This is a genomic window from Actinomycetota bacterium, from assembly GCA_019347675.1.
In the GTDB taxonomy this organism is placed as follows: Bacteria; Actinomycetota; Nitriliruptoria; order Nitriliruptorales; family JAHWKO01; genus JAHWKW01.
The window spans coordinates 23,670-41,598 of record JAHWKW010000012.1 but is presented as its reverse complement, the minus strand read 5'-3'; the positions used below and the strand labels follow the sequence as shown (position 1 = coordinate 41,598).

Sequence of the window (17,929 nt, the reverse complement as noted above, 5' to 3'; positions counted from 1 at the left end):
ACGCCGCGGCGCGGCGCCGGCAGGAGCGCAGGTTCGTCCCCGGTCAGTAGGAAGATGTCGGCTTCGACCCGGTCACCGGGCGCAGCGCCGGCCCCCAGGATGCGCAGCGGAACCCAGGGGTAGGCGTCGGGATGGTGAGGTGCACGGGTGTGCCGCCGCCGACAGCGAGGCCCTCCGGGCCGGCGCGGGCCAGGTCGTACCGAGCCGCCATGAAGATGGGGCTACGGGAGGCGTAGAAGTCGAGGATCTCGGGAAAGCCGGGTGTGAGCCGGAAGCCGTTGTCCTTCGCCCAGCGCCCGACCGCGTCCCCGCCTCCCTCGACGATGGTGATGTCCAGGGCATCGATCTGGACCTCCCGCAAAACCCGTGCCCCCGCGCGGTCGGGGGCGGCCTGCGCCAAGGCGACCGTCTCGGCTGGGGTCACCTCCTGGACGAGGCGCTGGAGGGTCCAGTCTCCGCCCCGGACCACGCTCGTGGGGACACCCGGCAACGGGACGATGGCTCCAAACTCAGCGCCACCGCCAGCGAACGCGAAACTGGTCACGTAGCGCTCCACGCCGTCCTGGTAGGCGGCGAGCGTGGTCGTGCGCTCGACACTCACCGATCCGTTGGGTCCGATCAGGGCCGCACAGGCCATCGGGCGGTGGTGGCCAGCGCCAGTAGGACGACCAGGGTGATGGCGGTGAGCACCCGCCGCATGGTCCCTCCGGTCCCGGTGGCGTCCCGTGGGACGTTCGAGCACGGAGCGTGGTTCCCCGCCGTCGGTCACCGGCTGCGTTCAGCGCGGCGGCCGCCACGCAGCCGCAGCCGCACGGGGGTGCCCACCAGCCCGTAACGCTCCCTCAGCGTGCGTTCGAGGTAGCGCTGGTATGCGGGAGTCAGTTGGCCGCTACCGAACAGGACGAGCGTCGGCGGACCGGTGGCCGGCTGCGTGACGTACTTCAGCCGAGCGGATCTCCCCCCCGGACCGGGTGGCGGCGGGACACGCTCGGTGACCTCCCCCAGCCACGTGTTCAGCTCTCCGGTCGGGATCCGCGTGCGGTAGGCGTCGTAGACCTTCCGTAGCCACGGAACGATCCGCCCGACTCCCCGACCGGTCAGCGCCGAGACGTTGACCCGGGGTGCCCAGCCGGCGAAACCCAGCAGCCGTTCGAGCTCGCGCTCCAGGTCGGAACGACGCTCGTCGTCGACCAGGTCCCACTTGTTGACGGCGAGCACGATGCCGCACCCGGCGTCGCGGACCATGGCCGCCAATCGCTGGTCCTGCTCGCCGATCGGTTCAGAACCGTCGACGACGAACAGTGCGAGGTCGGCCGTCTCGACCGCCCGGCGGGTCCGATCCGCGCTGTACAGCTCGGTGTCCTCGCCGTGGCGGTAGCGCCGCCGCAGTCCTGCGGTGTCCACGAACACCCAAGGCTCGCCATCGATCGTGACCAGCGTGTCAACAGCGTCCCGGGTGGTGTGCGGGACGGGATCGACGATCGAACGTTCCTCACCCAGGAGCTGGTTGAACAGCGAGGACTTGCCGACGTTGGGCCGACCGACGACCGCGACCCGCGGGATCCCGGACTCGTCGGGTGGCGACTCGGGCGTGTCCTCGGGCAGAACGTCGACGATCGCGTCGAGGACGTCACCCATGGCACGCCCGTGCGCGGCCGAGACCGGCAGGGGATCTCCGAGGCCGAGCCCGTACAGCTCGTGGATCAGCGGCTCCTGCTTCGGCGAATCGACCTTGTTGGCCACCAGCAGGACCGGGGTGCCGGCTCGGCGAAGCAGCTTGGCGTAACGCTCGTCGTCCGCCAGCGCCCCGACCGTCGCATCGACGAGGAAGATCGCGAGGTCAGCCTCGGCCACGGCCTTCTCGGCTTGCTCGACCACCCGGCCGGCCATGCCGTCGGCTCCGTGCTCCCAACCGCCGGTGTCCACGATCGTGAACGCCCTGCCGCGCCAGGTCGCCACGTGCTCGGTCCGGTCGCGCGTCACTCCCGGTTTCTGCTCCACGATCGCAGCGCGGTGGCCGATCACCCGGTTCACGAAGGTGGACTTGCCCACGTTCGGCCGGCCGATCACCGCGACCCGTGGCAGGGCGCGCCGCGTCGGGGCGATCGCACGCAGCGCCGCCGCGTCGAGGGCCGCCTGGTCGAGCTGTTCCGTCTGGGGGGGTGCCTCCGGCTCTTCGTGGGGTTCCTGTCCCCAGACGGCCCGGGCCAGGGCGACCACCGCCTGGATCGTCTCCCCGGGTGACATGTCGGTGGTGTCGATCTCCCAGGCGTCCTCGGCCTTGGCCAGTGGCGCCAGCGAGCGGCCGGCGTCGGTCGCATCACGCCGGGCCAGCTCCGCGGCCACGCTCGACTGGTCGGCGATGTCCTGCTGCGCCGCGCGGCGACGAGCGCGCTCGTCGGCGTCGGCCGTCAGCCAGACCTTGAGGTCGGCATCGGGGAACACAACGGTCCCGATGTCTCGGCCCTCCACGACACCTCCGCCGGGAAGCACGGCGTCGCGTTGCACGTCGATCAGCGCCGCGCGCACACCGGGGTGGGCGGACACCGCCGAGACGGCGGCCGTGACCCCATCTCCACGGAGCTGGTCGTCCACGTCATCGCCGTCGAGGTAGGTCCGGCCGTCGCGACGCTCGATCTGGCGCTGCTCGGCGACACGGGCTGTGGCGTCCTCGTCGTGGGGGTCCACGCCGGCACGAAGCACCGCCAAGGTGACCGCCCGGTACAGCGCCCCGGTGTCGATGTGCGGCACGTCGAGCGCGTCGGCCACACCTCGAGCGACGGTGGACTTCCCGACGCCCGACGGACCATCGATCGCCACGATGCGGCCCTCCACCCGGTTCACGGGGCACCCGACCGGTCGAGGACCTCCACCGTGCCGCCGAGTGCGCGCAGGTGCTCGAGGAACGAGGGGTACGAGGTCGCGACGCACCCGAAGCCGCGGACCTCGACCGGGCCGGTGGCGTAGGTCGCCGCGACGCAGGCGGTCATGGCGATGCGGTGATCCCCCCGGGCATCGACCGTGCCTGCGGCGGGACGCTGACCTCCTGGCACCGCGAAACCGTCGGGGCGCTCGTGGATCGTGACGCCGAGGGCCTGGAACGTGGCTGCGAGCGCTGCGATGCGGTCGCTCTCCTTGACGCGGAGCTCAGCAGCGTCGCGGACGACGAAACCGTCTCGGCTCAGCGCGCCGGCGACCGCCAGCACCGGGAGCTCGTCGAGGGCATCGACGACCGCGGAACCGGCCACGGTGGCGCCGGTGAGATCGGAAGGCCACACCCGCACGGCGGCCCGCGGTTCGCCCGAGACCTCGCCGGTCGGATCGACCTCCAACCTGGCGCCCATCGCCCGCAGCACGTTGACGACCCCCAAGCGCGTCGGGTTCGCGCACAGGTCAGGAAGCTCAACGCCGTCGAGACGGCCGTTGATCGCCGCGGCTGCGGCCACCATCCAGAACGCAGCGCTCGACGGATCCCCGGGGACCCCGACCGGTCGGGGCTGCAACGCTCCCGGTCGGAGCGCCACGACCTCGCGGCCGTCACCCAGATGGCGGACGGTCACGTCGCCACCCAGATAGGTCATCAGCCGCTCCGTGTGGTCCCGGCTGCGGGCCGGGCTGGTGACCTCGGTCGGTCCCTCCGCGCGCAGCCCCGCCAGCAGCACGGCCGACTTGACCTGGGCGCTGGCCACCGGGCTGACGTGGCGAACGCCACGGAGGCCTCCGCCGCGGACCACCACAGGTGGGAGCTGCCCGCCGGCCCTGCCGTCGACCCGGGCCCCCATCGCGCGCAGCGGCGCGACGACGCGGTCCATCGGGCGGCGCCGCAGAGACGCGTCCCCGGTGAGCACGGCCAGGCCTTCGATCCCCGCCGTGACCCCGGCGAGCAGTCGCATCGCCGTCCCGGAGTTGCCGCAGTCGACGACGTCACTGGCCTCGACCAGCGGGCCGGTGACGGTGCCAGCCAGGCCGCCGTCGTTTCCGCTCACGTCGACCACTGCTCCCAGCAGGCGCAGCGCTGCGGCCGTGGCCGCGACATCCCCGCTGGGAGCCAGACCGTTGACGCTGACCGCACCGTCCGCCAGCGCCCCGATCAACAGTGCACGGTGACTGATCGACTTGTCGCCGGGGACCACCACCGAACCTGTCAGCGGACCGGGGTGCACGCGAACACGGTCGGCGACCGTCATGGCTGCGTTGGCCGGCCCGTGTGGGCTCTCAGTGCGCACCCGTCGAGGGTGCCACGCCGGCGCTGAAGTCACTACCGCTATCCACCCCCGAGAACACCAGCTGCATCTGCGCCAACCAGCCTGCGACCGTGCGGCGCTTACCGTGTCTCGAGGTGGCTCGCGAAGCCGCGGGCAGCCAGCGCCAGCCTGGCACGCTCGGCGGTGTCATCGCCGGCGACAGCAACGACCAGCGCGCCGCGGGGGCTGTCCTCAGCGTGGCGCATCGACACGTCCTCGATGTTGATCCCGACAGCGCCGAGGGCCGTCGTGACCGCTGCCAGGCTCCCGGGTCGGTCGTGGACCGGGATGACCAGATCGATCAGCGGCGCGTCGACAGCCTTCCCTGGCAGCAGGGCGCGGGCGTCGCGGCCGGCCCCCAGTGCCTGCCTCACCGCGGCCCAGTCCCCGGCGCCGAGCGCAGTGCGCAGCGCGCCCAGCACCCCCGCGAACCCCTCCACCGCGTCCAGCACGGCCTCGCGGTTCTCCCGCAGGATCCCGGTCCACAGCTCTGGGCTGCTGGCGGCCACCCGTGTCACGTCCCGGAACCCTCCGCCCGCCATCGCCAGGAGTCCGGGGTCGGCCCGGGCGGTGTCGGCAGCGAACGTCATCAACGCGGACGCCACCACCTGGGGCAGGTGACTGACGATCCCCACCAGTCGGTCATGCGTCGCGGCGTCCACCGCGATGACGCGCGCGCCCAGGAGCCGCACGAACGACGCCAGTCGGTTGAAGGCCTCCGTCGGCGCGGACGCCGGCGGAGTCAGGACGTATGCGGACCCCTGGAAGACCGTTCCATCTGCGCCGTCCAGACCCTCCCTTTCGCTCCCCGCCATCGGGTGGCCGCCGATGAACACCGGGCCGGTCTCGGGGGAGCGGCCGGCCAACACCTCGACCTCAGCCATAACTTTAGACTTGACGCTCCCAATGTCTGTCAGAACGGCGCTCGGCTGCATCACCGGCCAGACGGAGGCCGCGACCTTGGGAATCTCTTCCAGTGGAACGGCGATGAACACGACGTCCGCCCCAGCAGCGACCGCTTGGGGCTCGGTGACCACCTCTCCGAGCCCCCGTCGGGCCGCCGCCCGCCGGACCTCGCGATCGCGGTCCGTCACGACGATCCGCTCCACGTCGGCAACGCTCCTGGCGGCCAACGCCAGGGACCCGCCCATCAACCCGCAACCGACGATCCCGACTCGGCGGAACGGCGTGTGGCCGCCGCCGTCACCGCCTGGTCCGTGCCGCGCCACGCTCGGCGTCACTCGGGCAGGTCCGTACGCAGCTGGCGTGCCCCGTGGAGGTAGGGGTGGCGCAGCTCCCGACGGTGCCTGGTGGTGTATGCGTGGACCAGGACCCGGATGCACCGCTCGATGCCGCCGTCGATCTCGAGCTCTCGAGCGCACAGCAGGGGCACGTGACTGATCCCCGCTTCCCTTGCGGCCTCCGCGGGGAAGGCGCTGGAGATGTCCTCGGTCGCGGTGAACACGATGCTGACCACGTCCTCCTCGTGGAGTTCGTTGCGTGCGTACACGGCGCCCAGCAGCTCCTGGGTCCGGGCGATCACCTGCTCCCGGGTGTCGGCATCCAGTGTGGTGGCCCCTCGGATGGCTCGCACCCGGCGGTCATCGTCCGCCGAGGTGCTCAACGCCTGCTCTGCCAGAGAGTCATCGTCGCCTCGTCGATCTGTCCCATCGTCTCGTCGTCGGCTCATCGTGAGAAGAGTCGACTCCCGGGAGGTGGTTGCGGGCCAGCTTCCACGGCGGCGAAGAGACGGCCGATCTCCGCCTGGGTCAACGGCCGCCAGCGACCTTGCCGTAGGTCCCCCAGCTCGACGCCACCGTACGCGATCCGCGCCAACCGCTCGACGGGGAAGCCCACCGCGTCGAGCATCCGGCGCACCTCGCGTTTGCGGCCCTCGGTGAGGGTGACCTCGACCAGCGCCTTCCCCCGAGCCTCGCCCAGGATGCGTGCCGACCGCGCCGACGCGAACCCATCTTCCAGCTGCACCCCCCGCTGGAGATCCGAGAGGTGACTGCTCCCCGGCGTTCCCTGGACCTGGGCGACGTAGACCCGCGGCACCTCGTACGAGGGGTGGGTGAGAGCGTGCGCGAGGTCGCCATGGTTGGTCAGCAGCAGCAACCCCTCGCTGTCCATGTCCAGACGACCAACGCTGAACAGGCGCTGGGGAAGGTCGACCAGATCGAACACCGTCGGCCGTCCCTGCGGATCGTCGGCGGTCGTCACGACCCCACGCGGCTTGTTCAGCATCACGTACACCCGCTCCGGGTTGACGTTGACCCGCTCGGCGTCGACGCGGACGTCGGCGGTCGCTGGGTCGACTTTCCGCCCGAGCTCGGCGACGTCCCCGTCGACCGTGACCCTCCCCTGAGCGATCAGGTCCTCGCAGGCGCGCCGCGACCCGATTCCGGCAGCGGCCAGCACCTTCTGCAGCCGCTGCTCGCTCACGGGATCAGGTCCTCGTCGCCACGGGCGCCCTCCCCGTGCTCCTGGGCGGAGCTCACGGCATGCTCGAGCGCCGCCACGGCGTTGCGGGTCGCGCGATCGAGCGCGGCTGTCAGGTCATCCATCTCCCGGGCGTCCATGTCCTGGGCGTCCATGTCCTGGGCGTCCATGTCCTGGGCGTCCATGTCCTGGGCTGGATCGCGCCTGCCGCCGGCCGCGTCCGGCTCCGAGCGTGCGGGAGCATCCTCGGCGTCCGCGCCCTGCTCGCCTCCGGCGCCCGGTTCCCACCGCGGCCGCCCTGCCGTGACCAGGTCGCGCCCCGCCTGCAGCCGCTGCCGCGCTGCCCGCAGGTCGACCGGGTCGGAAGGCTCGTCGGGAGCGGGACCCTCGGGGAGGAAGTCCGTCAGAGGGGGCAATGCGTCGAGGCCGCTGAGACCGACCTTCTCCAGGAACGCCGTGGTGGTGCCGTAGAGGACCGCGCGCCCGGGACCGGGGTCGCGACCGACCTCCTCGACCAGGCCCCGTCCCAGCAACGTGCGGACGGCCCCGTCGGGGTTGACGCCGCGGATCTCGCCGATCTCCTGCCGCGAGATGGGCTGCTTGTACGCGATCACCGCGAGCGTCTCGAGCGCCGCCTGCGTGAGACGTCCGCTCCGGCCGGCCAGCACCCACCGCTCGACGTACGGCGCAGCCGCGGGCGCGGTGTACAGCCGCCAGCCGCCGCCGACCTCCCGCAGGACGAAGCCGCGCCGCTCGTCGCGTAGCCGCTCCGCGAGGGCGCGCAACGCTGCCTCGACCTCCGCCCGGCCCACCTCCAACACCTGGCTGAGGGTCGAGACGTCGACCGGCTCGTCGACGACGAACAGGATCGCCTCGAGCGCCTGGCGGCTGACGTGTTCCATGGCGTCCTCGTGCGTCACGTGCTCCGGGCCTCGGTCGCAGGCTGGTCGGTGGCCTGGGGCGCGGCGGCGGACACGGCCGAGAGATCGCCGCCACCGGCACGTCGCTCCAACGTGAGCGCTCCCGAAGCCGCCGGCTGGTGCAGCTGTAGGTGGCCGAGCTTGAACAGCTCGAGGACCGCAAGGAAGTGCACGACCCGCTCCGTCCGCGACAGACCGGCCACGACCGTACGGAACGACGTCCGTTCGCCCGGCGCCGTCAGGCGGTCCAGGAGCCGGCCGGCGGCTTCTTCCAGGGTCACGACCGCCACCCGCAGGTGGCTGACGTTGACGCGGTCCTCACCCCGGGACCCCAGCGCGGCCGCCGCGATCGCAGCCAGCGCGGACGGATCGACGGCCAGCTCCACCTCCGGGACCAACCCGGCGAAGCGAGGTTCGAGCCGGACGTGGCGACCGGCGAAGCCACGGTTGGCGTCGAGCCGATCCACCAGCTGCCGGCCGGCTTCGCGGAAGGCCCGGTACTCCAGCAGCCGCGCGTACAGGACGTCACGTGCGTCAGCGAGGAGATCGTCGAGTTCGGCTCGCTCCTCGGCGGGGAGCAGCCGCGCGGCCTTCAGCTCGATCAGGGTTGCGGCCACGACCAGGAACCGCGTGGCGCCGTCGAGGTCCAGCGCGGGATCGTCGCTGTCCAGCCGCAGGTGGGCCAGGAAGTCCGTGGTGATGTCGGCGAGGTCGACCTCGGAGACGTCCAGCTTCCGGCGGGCGATCAACTGCAGCAGCAGGTCGAAGGGCCCCTCGAACACCTCGAGTCGAACGTGGTAGCCGTCCCCCGCCGATCCCTGCGGCGCGGCCACGCCACCGTCCACCGCCACACAGGCGGATGGCGCGGGCAGGTCGGGGCGGCGTCGCAGGAGGACCTCCCGGCGCGACGAAGTCGGCCGGAGGGTAGTCAGGTGGCTCCCGGCGGTCGAGTACCCGCCGGGCCCGTGTCGACGATCAGGTCAGCTCCCGGACGATCGCGGAGTCCGGACCAGTCGCGTGCAGATCGGCGAGGAGAGCAGCGATCGCCTCGCGGACGATGCGGCCGCGGTCGACCGAGATCCCGAACTCGCCGCGCAGCCGGAGCCGGGCCTGCTCGAGGTCCAGTAGCTCCTGCTGGGTGAGGTAGACCGTGATCTTGGCATCGTGGCTCGTCCGCCCGTTGGCCGTCCCGATCGACGGCGACGTCGGGCTAGCTCGCCGGTTCACGCGACAGGATCTCCCGGGCCAGGTCACGGTACGCGTCAGCGCCCTTGGTGCTGGGCGCGTACGTCAGGATGGATTCACCGGCGACCGGCGCCTCAGCGAACCGGATCGTCTTCGGGACGGTGCTCTTGAACACCAGGTCCCCGAACGCTTGATGCACTCTTTCCAGGACTTCCCTGGCATGGAGCGTCCGGGCGTCCAGCAACGTCGGCAGGATACCCTGAATCTCTAGTTCAGGGTTAAGGCGTTCCTTGACCTTCGTGATCGTGTTCATCAGCAAGGTCATGCCGCGCAGCGCGAAGTATTCGCACTCCAGTGGGATCATCACGCCGTCGGCCGCGGTGAGCGCGTTGATGGTCAGCAGTCCGAGGCTGGGTGGGCAGTCGATCAGGATGAAGTCGTAGCGGTAGCGCAGCCGATCGGTCACGCGCCGCAGGCTCTGTTCCCGTGCCACCTCCTGCACCAGTTGCATGTCCGCGGCGGCGAGGTCGATGTTCGCCGGCAGGAGATGCAACCGGTCGATCGCGGTGGCACACACCACCTCGTCGGGGGTGGTGCCGTCCGACAGGAGGAGGTTGTACACCGTGGCGTCGAGCGCGTGCGGCTCCGCGCCAAGCCCGACGCCCAACGACCCCTGCGGGTCCATGTCAACCAGGAGGACTCGGTTGCCCAACTCTGCCAGCGCGGCACCGAGGTTGATCACGGTCGTGGTCTTCCCCACCCCGCCCTTCTGGTTGGCGAAGGCGATCACCCGGGCTGGGCGACGCACCGAAGAGCCTCCACCGGGAGCAACCACTGGCCGACCCTGCGGCGTCGACGCATCGGGGTCGGACGCCTGTGGCTGCCTTGTCGCTGGCCATGCTGGCTCCTCGGGCCGCCGGTTGTCGGCACGCGGGTGTTCATCCACGCTGTGCGCTCCTCGCACGCCGCCCGATCGATCCGTCGACGCATCCACGTGTCGACATCTCGCTACAGCGGCTCGTCGACAGGCGGGCGACCGTAACTCGGCGGGTCGCTGCTCCGCTAGCCCGCCGCGATGTCCCGCGCACCGGCGTCCGTTGACCGCACACCACGCGACACGTCGGCAGCCGATGCCACTCGCGTCGACCGAGGCGGGCCGCCCGCCGGCGGGTCACTCCGAACGCGCGGCGCACTCGACGCACCGGATCGACAGCGGACGAGCCTCGAGCCGCGCCGGCGCGATCTCCTCACCACACTCGACGCAGATCCCGTACGTGCCCGCGTCCATGCGAGCGAGTGCTTCATCGACCTGCTGGAGGCGGTTGCGAGCGTTGTCGATGTGGGCCAGGGCTTCGCTTCGCTGCTCGGTGACCTGCGCAGAGTCAGCGAACCCCTCCTCCGCCCCGCCGAGGTCACGGACCGCCTCCCCGTAGGGGTCGGCGCCGTACGTCTCCAGCTGGGACAGTTGCTGCTCGCGCTCCTCGTCCAGCTGCTTGCGGAGCCGGTCGAGCATCTCCTGGTCCATCGGTCGACCTTCCGTCGTCGTGCGGTCAGCCGGTCCGCCTGGCACGGGGATGTGCCTGGTCGTAGACCTGCCGCAGTCGCTCGCGGCTCACGAGCGTGTAGATCTGGGTCGTCGTGACGTGCGCGTGGCCGAGTAGCTCCTGCACCACCCGGACGTCAGCGCCGCCGTCGAGCAGGTGCGTCGCGAACGAGTGGCGAAGGGTGTGTGGTGACACCGTACCGGCGACCCCGGCCACGTCGGCGTGGCGCTTGACGATCTTCCACGCCCCCTGGCGCGTCAGACGGCCACCCCGGAGGTTCACGAGGAGGGCTGGCGTCTGTGGCGTGATCGCTGTTCGGCCGCGGACGAGCCAGGCGTCCAACGCAGCTGCGGCCGCTGTCCCGAAGGGTACGACCCGGGTCTTGGCCCCCTTCCCGGTCACGATGACCGAACGTTCAACCGGGTCGACGTCGTCGACGTCGGCCCCGACGAGCTCCCCGATGCGCAGCCCACACGAGTACAGCAGCTCGAGCATGGCCCGGTCGCGCAGCGCTCGAGGATCGGCACCCGACACCGCCCCGATCAGGCGCTCGACGTGCTCGACGCTCAGCGCCTTGGGGAGCGGCCGGGGAGGCGACGGCACGTCGAGCGCAGCGGCGGCGACGTCGTCGTCAGCCAGCCCTTCACGTGCCAGGAAGCGGTAGAGCCCCCGGACCGCGACCACCGCTCGGGCCACCGATGACGACGCGTACGGGCGGCCGTTGCTGGTCGTCTGCTCGCGTAGCCACGCAACAAAGCCCTCGACGTCGTCGGCGGCGACCGCGAGGGGCCCGGCGATCCCGCGGTCGGTCAGGTACCGGGCGTACAGGCGCAGATCACGGCGGTAGGCCGCCAGCGTGTTGGTTGCCAGGCCACGCTCGACACGCAGGTGGTCGAGGTAGCCCAGAGCGGCCGACGACAACGGCATCTCGTGCGAGCGACGAACCTCGCGCTCTGCCACGGTGACCCCCGTCTCGTCGGTCACGACCGCGGGCTCAAGCCCAGCACAACCGCCGCAGGGCGCGCGTGGAGCCCGTGGGCCTCAGCGACGCCGACGTTGGTGACCTCACCCGCAGCGACGTTCACGCCGTTGAGCAGGCCGGGATCGTCCGCCAGCGCCTCACGGACGCCTTCGGCGAGCCTGACCGCGTAAGGGACCGTCACGTTCGTCAACGCGTACGTCGACGTATGGGGGACGGCCCCCGGCATGTTGCCCACACAGTAGTGGACGACCCCGTGCTCGATGTAGGTCGGGTCGCTGTGGGTGGTCACACGGCTGGTCTCCACGCAGCCGCCCTGATCGATCGAGATGTCGACGATGACGGCGCCGGGCTTCATCGCCGCCACCATGTCGCGGGTGACGACGGTCGGCGCCCTGGCGCCGGGGACAAGCACCGCCCCGACCAGCAGGTCGACGGTCGGCACGATGTCCTCGATCGTCAGCCGGTTGCTCATCAACGTCATGATCCGCCCTTTGTGGATCGAGTCGATGTAGCGCAGCTTCCCGACGTCCAGGTCCAGGACGGTCACGCGCGCCTCCATGCCCGAGGCCAGCCACGCGGCGTTCCGTCCCGCTGTCCCCGCCCCGATCACGACGACGTGTGCCGGGGACACGCCCGAGACCCCACCGAGCAAGATCCCGCGCCCGCCGCGTTCGCGTTCCAGGCACACCGCCCCGACTTGGGGCGCCATACGGCCCGCCACCTCCGACATCGGGGCCAGGAGCACCAGGTCCCGGGCCCGGTCCTCGACCGTCTCGTACGCGATCGCGGTCGTGCCCGTGGCCATCAGCACCTCGGTGAGCTTGCGGTCGGCCGCCAGGTGCAGGTAGGTGAACAGGGTGAGGTCGTCGCGGAGGTAGCCGTACTCGGCCTCGACCGGCTCCTTCACCTTGAGGACCAGGTCGGCCTGTCCCCAGACCTCGTCGGGGTCCGACAGGATGGTCGCACCCCCCCGGCGGAAGTCGGCGTCGCTGAGCGACGATCCGGCGCCGGCGCCCCGCTCGATCAGGACATCGTGACCCGCCAAGAGCAGCTCCCGGACGCCGGCAGGGGTGATCGCGACGCGGAACTCGGTGTCCTTCACCTCCCTGGGGACTCCGACCTTCACGACTGCTCCTGCTCAGGGGGTCAGGCGTGGTACTGACAGCAGGGTAGGCCGGGCCGGACCCACGGGCGCCCCGGTGTTGAAGCGCGAGAGTCGACGTGCCTTCGACGCCGCCGCGAAGGACCGTGACGTGCGTGAACCACGCCGTTCCGCCGAGTCGGGATCGTCGGTTGCGGGTTGATGGGCGGGTCCCTGGCGTTGGCCGCGACCCCCCGCCAGCCCCCTGGCGACCCTGGCCCCACCGCCAGCCCCGGTCTCGCCCTCGCGGCCTGGATCCGAGTTTTGACCTGATTCGATCAGCGGGACGACTGCCTGGCGTGACACCGCAAGAGCCACGCCACTCACGCCTCACAAGACTCTTTGAGCAACATTCTGCACGACCGCATCAATCGGTGTATGGGTTGAGCGCAACTACCCTCGGGGTCGCGCTCACTCCTGCGCGCAGAGGTCCAGACTGCGGTCGACCAGGTACCACCTGAGCCCCCGACCCCCGAACGGAGATGAGGTTGCCGCGTTGCGCCTGGAGCGTGCCCGCGTGGTGGGCGATCGGCATCGCCGTCGTCGGTGTGGCGGTGCTGGGAGTGCTGCTCTCGGTTGACCGGGCGGAACCGATCTTCACCAGGGACTCGTACTGGAACACGCCGCTCGAGGCGGACGCACCGGTCCATCCGGCCTCGGATGACATGATCGACTTCCTGCGTCGGACCAACGTCGATGACGGTTGCGTCCACCTCGTCGGCGTCGATGGGGACCCGTGGGGCGAGCCCGTCTACCACGCACGCCCCGCCGATCCCGAGCACGAGGTGCGTCCCACCCGCTACGAGCTGCCCCCCGAGTTCGCGCGTCTGCGCATCCCCGAGGCAGCTCGGCCCAGCGCCAACTCCGACGCTGAGATGGTGGTGTTCGATCGCGATCGTGGATACGTCGCATGGTTCTGGCACGCCCGCTACGACCGCCACAACGACCGCTGGTCCGCGGGAGGTGGGAGCATCGCCTACCTGGCGTCCAACGGCCTCGACGGTCGCCTGCCCGCGTCGGATGTACCGCGGAACACCGGTTCGCACCGGGGACTGAACGGGGCCATCGTCGCGGTGCGGTACCAAGAGGTGGCGTCGGGCAGCATCGACCGTGTCTTGAAGGTGGCGGTGAGGGAGTCGGGGAGCGGACACGTCTTCCCGATGGTGGGGTCGGACGGGGACTCCGACGATCCCGCCGCGCCGCCGCAGGGCACCCGGATCCGGATCGCGCCGGACATCGATCTCGACCGGCTCGACCTGTCCCCGCAAGCTCGAGTGATCGCCCGAGCGCTCCAGGACTACGGGGCGGTGATCGGCGATTCCACCGGCGGCCCGATCGCGCTGAAGCTCGAGGACGCGCCGGGCCGCGACGAACCCTGGGAGCTGGGCGTCCGCGACCTCTGCGACATCCCGATCGACGCCTTCCAGGTGGTGAAGCCTCCTGGATGAGCTTCTATCCATCCCGATGAGCTCTGAGGGCCCGGGTATCCTGCCCGGGTGACCCTCGTCGTCGCCCTGGGCCTGGGGCTGCTTGCGGTCCCGTTGGTCGCGTGGCTCGGGCTCACCGTGTCGCGTTCACCGTGGATCGCCCTCTCCCTGTACGCGGCCAGCGTCCCCTTCGGGTCGGCGGTGCGCGTGCCGGGGCTCGCGGGCGGGCTCGGAACCCTCTCCAGCTGGCTCGGCATGGTGGCCACCGCTGCGCTCGTGCTGCAACTCGCCGGCGGATGGCGGCGTTCCCCACGCCTGGATCCGGCCCTCCCCGTGTGGCTGATGCTGCTCGCGCTCACCCTGCTCACCTACCTCTGGTCGGTCGCGCCCGCGGAGACGCTGCACGACGTCATGGTCCTCGCGGCGCTCGTGCTGTTGTACGCCGTCGCGGTGATGGCCCCGGCCGGGTCGGTCGAGCGGGTGACCCTGCAGCGGGGTTTGGTCGCCGGCGGGGTCATGGTGGGGCTGCTCGGATTCGTCGACATGGCCACAGGCGCCTTCGCCGCCGGACGTGCCGGCCGCTTCGGAGTCGCCGGAGGCGGTGGTGGTGGGGAGGCGGATCCCAACATCACCGCTGCGGCGTTGATCCTGCCGCTCGCCGTCGCCCTCGGCGAAGTGGTGCAGGAGAGACGGTCGTCGCGCTGGTGGTGGTTCGCGGCGAGCCTCCTGATCGTCGTCGGTCTGCTCAGCACCGCCTCCCGTGGTGGGGCCCTCGGCGCCCTCACCGTCGTTGCTGTGCTGATGCTCAACCTCCCGGGGCGCCGAGGGCGTCTGCGGGTGGCCGCCATCGCGGTCGTCGTGGTGGTGGTCGGCGCGGCGGTCGTGCCCGATACGACCGTCGATCGTCTGCTCACGAGGCGTGGATCGACAGGCCGAACCGCGATCTGGGAGGTCGCCGTCCGCCAGTGTCCGACCTTCTGTTGGCTCGGCAGCGGGTGGGGCACCTTCCCGGAGGTCCACGAACGCGCCCTGCTCACCGATCCCGCGGCCCAAGGCAACCGGCTGCGCTTGGAAGCCCACAACGTCTCGCTTCGTACCGCGGGATCTGGTCCGAGAAGCGATCGACGAAGTGCGGGCGTTCAGGCCGCGGCCCGACCAGCGACATGTCGCCCCGGATCACGTTGAGCAGCTGCGGGAGCTGGTCCAGGTGGGTCGGCCGCAGGAACCGGCCGATCCAGGTGACCCTCGCGTCGTCGTGGTCGACCGCCCACTGTGTGTCGCTGTCGTCGTTCTCGACCATGGTCCGGAACTTCAACAGCGTGAACGGGCGGCCATCCATGCCGACACGCGTCTGCCGGAACAGGGCGGGACCCCGGTCGTGCAGCCGGACGATGACCGCGATCGCCGCCATCAGCGGGAGCGCCAGGAGCAGCATGAGGGTGCAGATTGTCGCTTTCGTCGCGCCGGTCACTGCATGCGGCGGCGACCGGGTAGACGAACTCGCCGGTCCGCGATTGCACGGACGCGCGAATGCCCGTACGGCGACAGAGCTAGAACCGGCCCCCGACGAGCAGCAAGCCGATCACCGTCTTGGCGTCCGTGATCGTGCCGTCACGGACGGCGGCGACCGCCTCGTCGAGCGGGAGGCGGACGATCTCCATGTCGGCCTCCTCGGCGCTGGCGTGGAAGTCGTCGGGGACGCCCTCCGCCGTGAGGCCGGTGGCGACGTACAGGTGCGTGGACTCGTCGGTCCAGCCGGCCGAGTTACGGAAGGTGACCAGGTGCTCGAGTCGTTCGGCGCGGTACCCGGTCTCCTCGATCAGCTCGCGTGCTGCGGCCGCTGCGGGATCCTCGCCCTCCCGGTCGAGCTTCCCCGCCGGGATCTCCAACAGATACGTGGCGAACGGCTGCCGGTACTGACGCAGCAGCATGACGGAGCCGTCCCCGAAGATCGGGACGACCCCCGCGGCGTCCGCCTGCTCGACGACCTCGCGGTCGAGCACCTCACCGTCGGGCATCCGCACGCGGTCGACGCGCACCCGGGCGAAGACGCCCTCGTGCACGGTCTCGGACGCCACGGTCTCGAACCACCCCGCAGCCGGCTCGCTCAGCGTTCGACCTCGACCGGGCGGTTGCCATGGGAGACCGCCCATCCGGCGTCTGCCAGCTCGGCGGCGGCCGCGCGCCCGGGGACGTCGGTGCGGCCGACCTCGTCGAGGTCGACCGGCAGCTGCCCGCGGGTCTCCCGATGACGCTGCAACCCTGCGGCCACCAGACCGGCGAACAGTGGATGAGGGCGGTTGGGTCGCGACTTGAACTCCGGGTGCGCCTGCGTCGCCACGAACCACGGGTGATCGGGGAGCTCAGCGAACTCGGCGAGGCGCCCGTCAGGCGAGACCCCCGAGAACACCAGCCCGCGCTCCTCGAGCCCCGCGCGGTACCGGTTGGACACCTCGAACCGGTGGCGGTGGCGTTCGTACACCACCGGTTCGCCGTACAGGTCACGCACCCGGGTCCCGTCCAGCAGCTTCGCCGGGTAGGAGCCGAGCCGCATCGTCCCGCCGAGCTCGGTGACGTCACGCTGGTCGACCATGAGGTCGATCACCGCATCGGGGGTGTGGGGCTCGAACTCCGACGAGTGGGCGTACTCCAGGCCAGCGACGTGACGGGCGAACTCGATCACGGCGACCTGCAGCCCCAGGCACACCCCCAGGAAGGGGACCTCGTGCACGCGGGCGTAGCGCACTGCCGCGATCTTCCCCTCGATGCCGCGCACGCCGAACCCGCCGGGGACCAGGATCGCGTGGCAGTCGGCCAGGTGGCGGTCCACGCCGTCGTCGAGCAGGTCGTCGGAGGACACCCAGCGGATCGCGACCTGCACGCCGCAGGCCAGGCCCCCGTGGCGGAGCGCCTCCGCGACGGACAGGTACGCGTCGGGTAGTTCCACGTACTTCCCGACCACCGCGACCGTGACCGTCTCGCGGGCGGCGCGGACCCGGCCGACCATCGTCTCCCACTCGCCCAGGTCCGGTTCGACCTCAGCGAGTCCGAACCGGCGGCACACGACCGTGTCCAGGCCCTCCTGGTGCAACATCAGCGGGACCTCGTACAGGGACTCGGCATCCTCAGCGGAGATCACCGCCTCGATGTCGACGTCACTCAGAAGCGCGATCTTCCGCTTCAGGTCGGGCGACAGGGGCCGGTCGGAGCGGCACACCAGCGCGTCGGGCTGGATACCGACCGCACGCAGCTCGCGGACCGAGTGCTGGGTCGGCTTGGTCTTCAGCTCCCCCGACGCAGCGATGTACGGCACCAGTGCCACGTGGAGGTAGCAGACGTTGTCACGGCCGACGTCGTGGCGGATCTGGCGGATCGCCTCCAGGTACGGCAGGCCCTCGATGTCACCGACCGTGCCACCGACCTCCGTGATCACCACGTCGGCGTCCTGACCGACCGCGAGGATCCTCGACTTGATCTCGTCGGTGATGTGGGGGATGACCTGGACCGTCTTGCCGAGGTAGTCGCCGCGTCGCTCCTTGCTGATCACCGACAGCCAGACCTGCCCCGACGTCACAGACGATCCGCGGGAGAGGTTCTCGTCGACGAACCGCTCGTAGTGGCCGAGATCCAGGTCGGTCTCTCCCCCGTCATCGGTGACGAACACCTCACCGTGTTCGAAGGGGTTCATCGTGCCCGGGTCGACGTTGAGGTAGGGGTCGAGCTTCTGAAGCGTGACCTTCAGACCTCGCGCCTTCAACAGTCGGCCCAGCGACGCTGCGGTGATGCCCTTGCCGAGCGCGCTCGACACGCCGCCGGTGACGAAGATGTGCTTGGTGCCGGCCGCGGGCTGTGATCGGCGGCTGGGGGTCGGCTCAGCGACGATGTCTCGAACGATGCCGTCCACCACCGGGGCCCTTCCGTCTGTCCGGACGCGGCCACACCGTGGCCCCCGTCACGGTAACACCAGCCCCGTGGGACGACGAACACCTCGCGCACACGTCGCACAGCGGCCCCGTCGAGGCGACGGTCATGGTCGCGACCTCA

At 70.9% G+C, this 17,929-nt stretch carries 17 protein-coding genes; 1 reads left to right on the top strand and 16 read right to left on the bottom strand.

Going from position 1 to position 17,929, the window contains the following annotated elements; translation table 11 throughout:
- Positions 1 to 43: 43 nt before the first annotated feature.
- The 13 genes from KY462_09485 to ald all read right to left on the bottom strand — a co-directional run bounded on the left by KY462_09485 (position 44) and on the right by ald (position 12,443).
- Positions 44 to 601 (bottom strand): DUF2330 domain-containing protein, encoded by a 558-nt coding sequence (locus KY462_09485; GenBank protein ID MBW3577950.1) that lies wholly within the window; start codon positions 599 to 601, stop codon positions 44 to 46.
- A 164-nt stretch (positions 602 to 765) separates the two neighbouring features.
- Positions 766 to 2,844: a ribosome biogenesis GTPase Der gene (gene der / locus KY462_09480; GenBank protein MBW3577949.1), complete on the bottom strand. Its 2,079-nt coding sequence runs from the start codon at positions 2,842 to 2,844 to the stop codon at positions 766 to 768.
- A complete protein-coding gene (gene aroA / locus KY462_09475; protein MBW3577948.1) occupies positions 2,841 to 4,187 on the bottom strand; it encodes a 3-phosphoshikimate 1-carboxyvinyltransferase in 1,347 nt (448 codons plus the stop codon). The genes der and aroA overlap by 4 nt, the downstream gene beginning before the upstream one ends.
- A gap of 137 nt (positions 4,188 to 4,324) precedes the next feature.
- Positions 4,325 to 5,473: a prephenate dehydrogenase/arogenate dehydrogenase family protein gene (locus tag KY462_09470; protein MBW3577947.1), complete on the bottom strand. Its 1,149-nt coding sequence runs from the start codon at positions 5,471 to 5,473 to the stop codon at positions 4,325 to 4,327.
- Between the two features lie 8 nt (positions 5,474 to 5,481).
- Positions 5,482 to 5,934 carry a chorismate mutase gene (gene aroH, locus KY462_09465; protein ID MBW3577946.1) on the bottom strand — a complete coding sequence of 151 codons (453 nt, stop codon included), beginning with the start codon at positions 5,932 to 5,934 and terminating at the stop codon, positions 5,482 to 5,484.
- The gene (locus KY462_09460; protein ID MBW3577945.1) at positions 5,931 to 6,689 is read right to left on the bottom strand and encodes an rRNA pseudouridine synthase; all 759 of its coding nucleotides are present in this window, start codon (positions 6,687 to 6,689) and stop codon (positions 5,931 to 5,933) included. Before KY462_09460 ends, aroH begins: the two co-directional genes overlap by 4 nt.
- Positions 6,686 to 7,588 carry an SMC-Scp complex subunit ScpB gene (gene scpB, locus KY462_09455; GenBank protein ID MBW3577944.1) on the bottom strand — a complete coding sequence of 301 codons (903 nt, stop codon included), beginning with the start codon at positions 7,586 to 7,588 and terminating at the stop codon, positions 6,686 to 6,688. The genes KY462_09460 and scpB overlap by 4 nt, the downstream gene beginning before the upstream one ends.
- Positions 7,589 to 7,602: 14 nt before the next feature.
- Positions 7,603 to 8,439, bottom strand: coding sequence for a segregation/condensation protein A (locus KY462_09450; GenBank protein ID MBW3577943.1), 837 nt, complete (start codon positions 8,437 to 8,439; stop codon positions 7,603 to 7,605).
- A gap of 142 nt (positions 8,440 to 8,581) precedes the next feature.
- Positions 8,582 to 8,833 carry a hypothetical protein gene (locus KY462_09445; protein MBW3577942.1) on the bottom strand — a complete coding sequence of 84 codons (252 nt, stop codon included), beginning with the start codon at positions 8,831 to 8,833 and terminating at the stop codon, positions 8,582 to 8,584.
- Positions 8,817 to 9,599, bottom strand: coding sequence for an AAA family ATPase (locus tag KY462_09440; GenBank protein MBW3577941.1), 783 nt, complete (start codon positions 9,597 to 9,599; stop codon positions 8,817 to 8,819). Before KY462_09440 ends, KY462_09445 begins: the two co-directional genes overlap by 17 nt.
- Before the next feature lie 363 nt (positions 9,600 to 9,962).
- A complete protein-coding gene (locus KY462_09435) occupies positions 9,963 to 10,316 on the bottom strand; it encodes a TraR/DksA C4-type zinc finger protein (protein MBW3577940.1) in 354 nt (117 codons plus the stop codon).
- Between the two features lie 25 nt (positions 10,317 to 10,341).
- The gene (locus KY462_09430) at positions 10,342 to 11,262 is read right to left on the bottom strand and encodes a site-specific tyrosine recombinase XerD (GenBank protein ID MBW3577939.1); all 921 of its coding nucleotides are present in this window, start codon (positions 11,260 to 11,262) and stop codon (positions 10,342 to 10,344) included.
- A gap of 53 nt (positions 11,263 to 11,315) precedes the next feature.
- Positions 11,316 to 12,443: an alanine dehydrogenase gene (gene ald, locus KY462_09425; GenBank protein MBW3577938.1), complete on the bottom strand. Its 1,128-nt coding sequence runs from the start codon at positions 12,441 to 12,443 to the stop codon at positions 11,316 to 11,318.
- Between the two features lie 503 nt (positions 12,444 to 12,946).
- On the opposite strand from ald, the gene KY462_09420 reads away from it, so the two are divergent.
- Entirely contained in the window at positions 12,947 to 13,906 is a 960-nt protein-coding gene (locus tag KY462_09420) for a hypothetical protein (GenBank protein ID MBW3577937.1), read from the top strand.
- A gap of 1,012 nt (positions 13,907 to 14,918) precedes the next feature.
- Here KY462_09420 and KY462_09415 read toward each other — a convergent pair.
- The 3 genes from KY462_09415 to KY462_09405 form a co-directional block, all read right to left on the bottom strand.
- On the bottom strand, positions 14,919 to 15,320 hold the full coding sequence (locus tag KY462_09415; protein ID MBW3577936.1) for a sugar transferase: 402 nt from the start codon (positions 15,318 to 15,320) through the stop codon (positions 14,919 to 14,921).
- A gap of 115 nt (positions 15,321 to 15,435) precedes the next feature.
- Positions 15,436 to 15,963: an NUDIX hydrolase gene (locus KY462_09410; protein MBW3577935.1), complete on the bottom strand. Its 528-nt coding sequence runs from the start codon at positions 15,961 to 15,963 to the stop codon at positions 15,436 to 15,438.
- A 29-nt stretch (positions 15,964 to 15,992) separates the two neighbouring features.
- Entirely contained in the window at positions 15,993 to 17,768 is a 1,776-nt protein-coding gene (locus KY462_09405; protein ID MBW3577934.1) for a CTP synthase, read from the bottom strand.
- Positions 17,769 to 17,929: the final 161 nt, after the last annotated feature.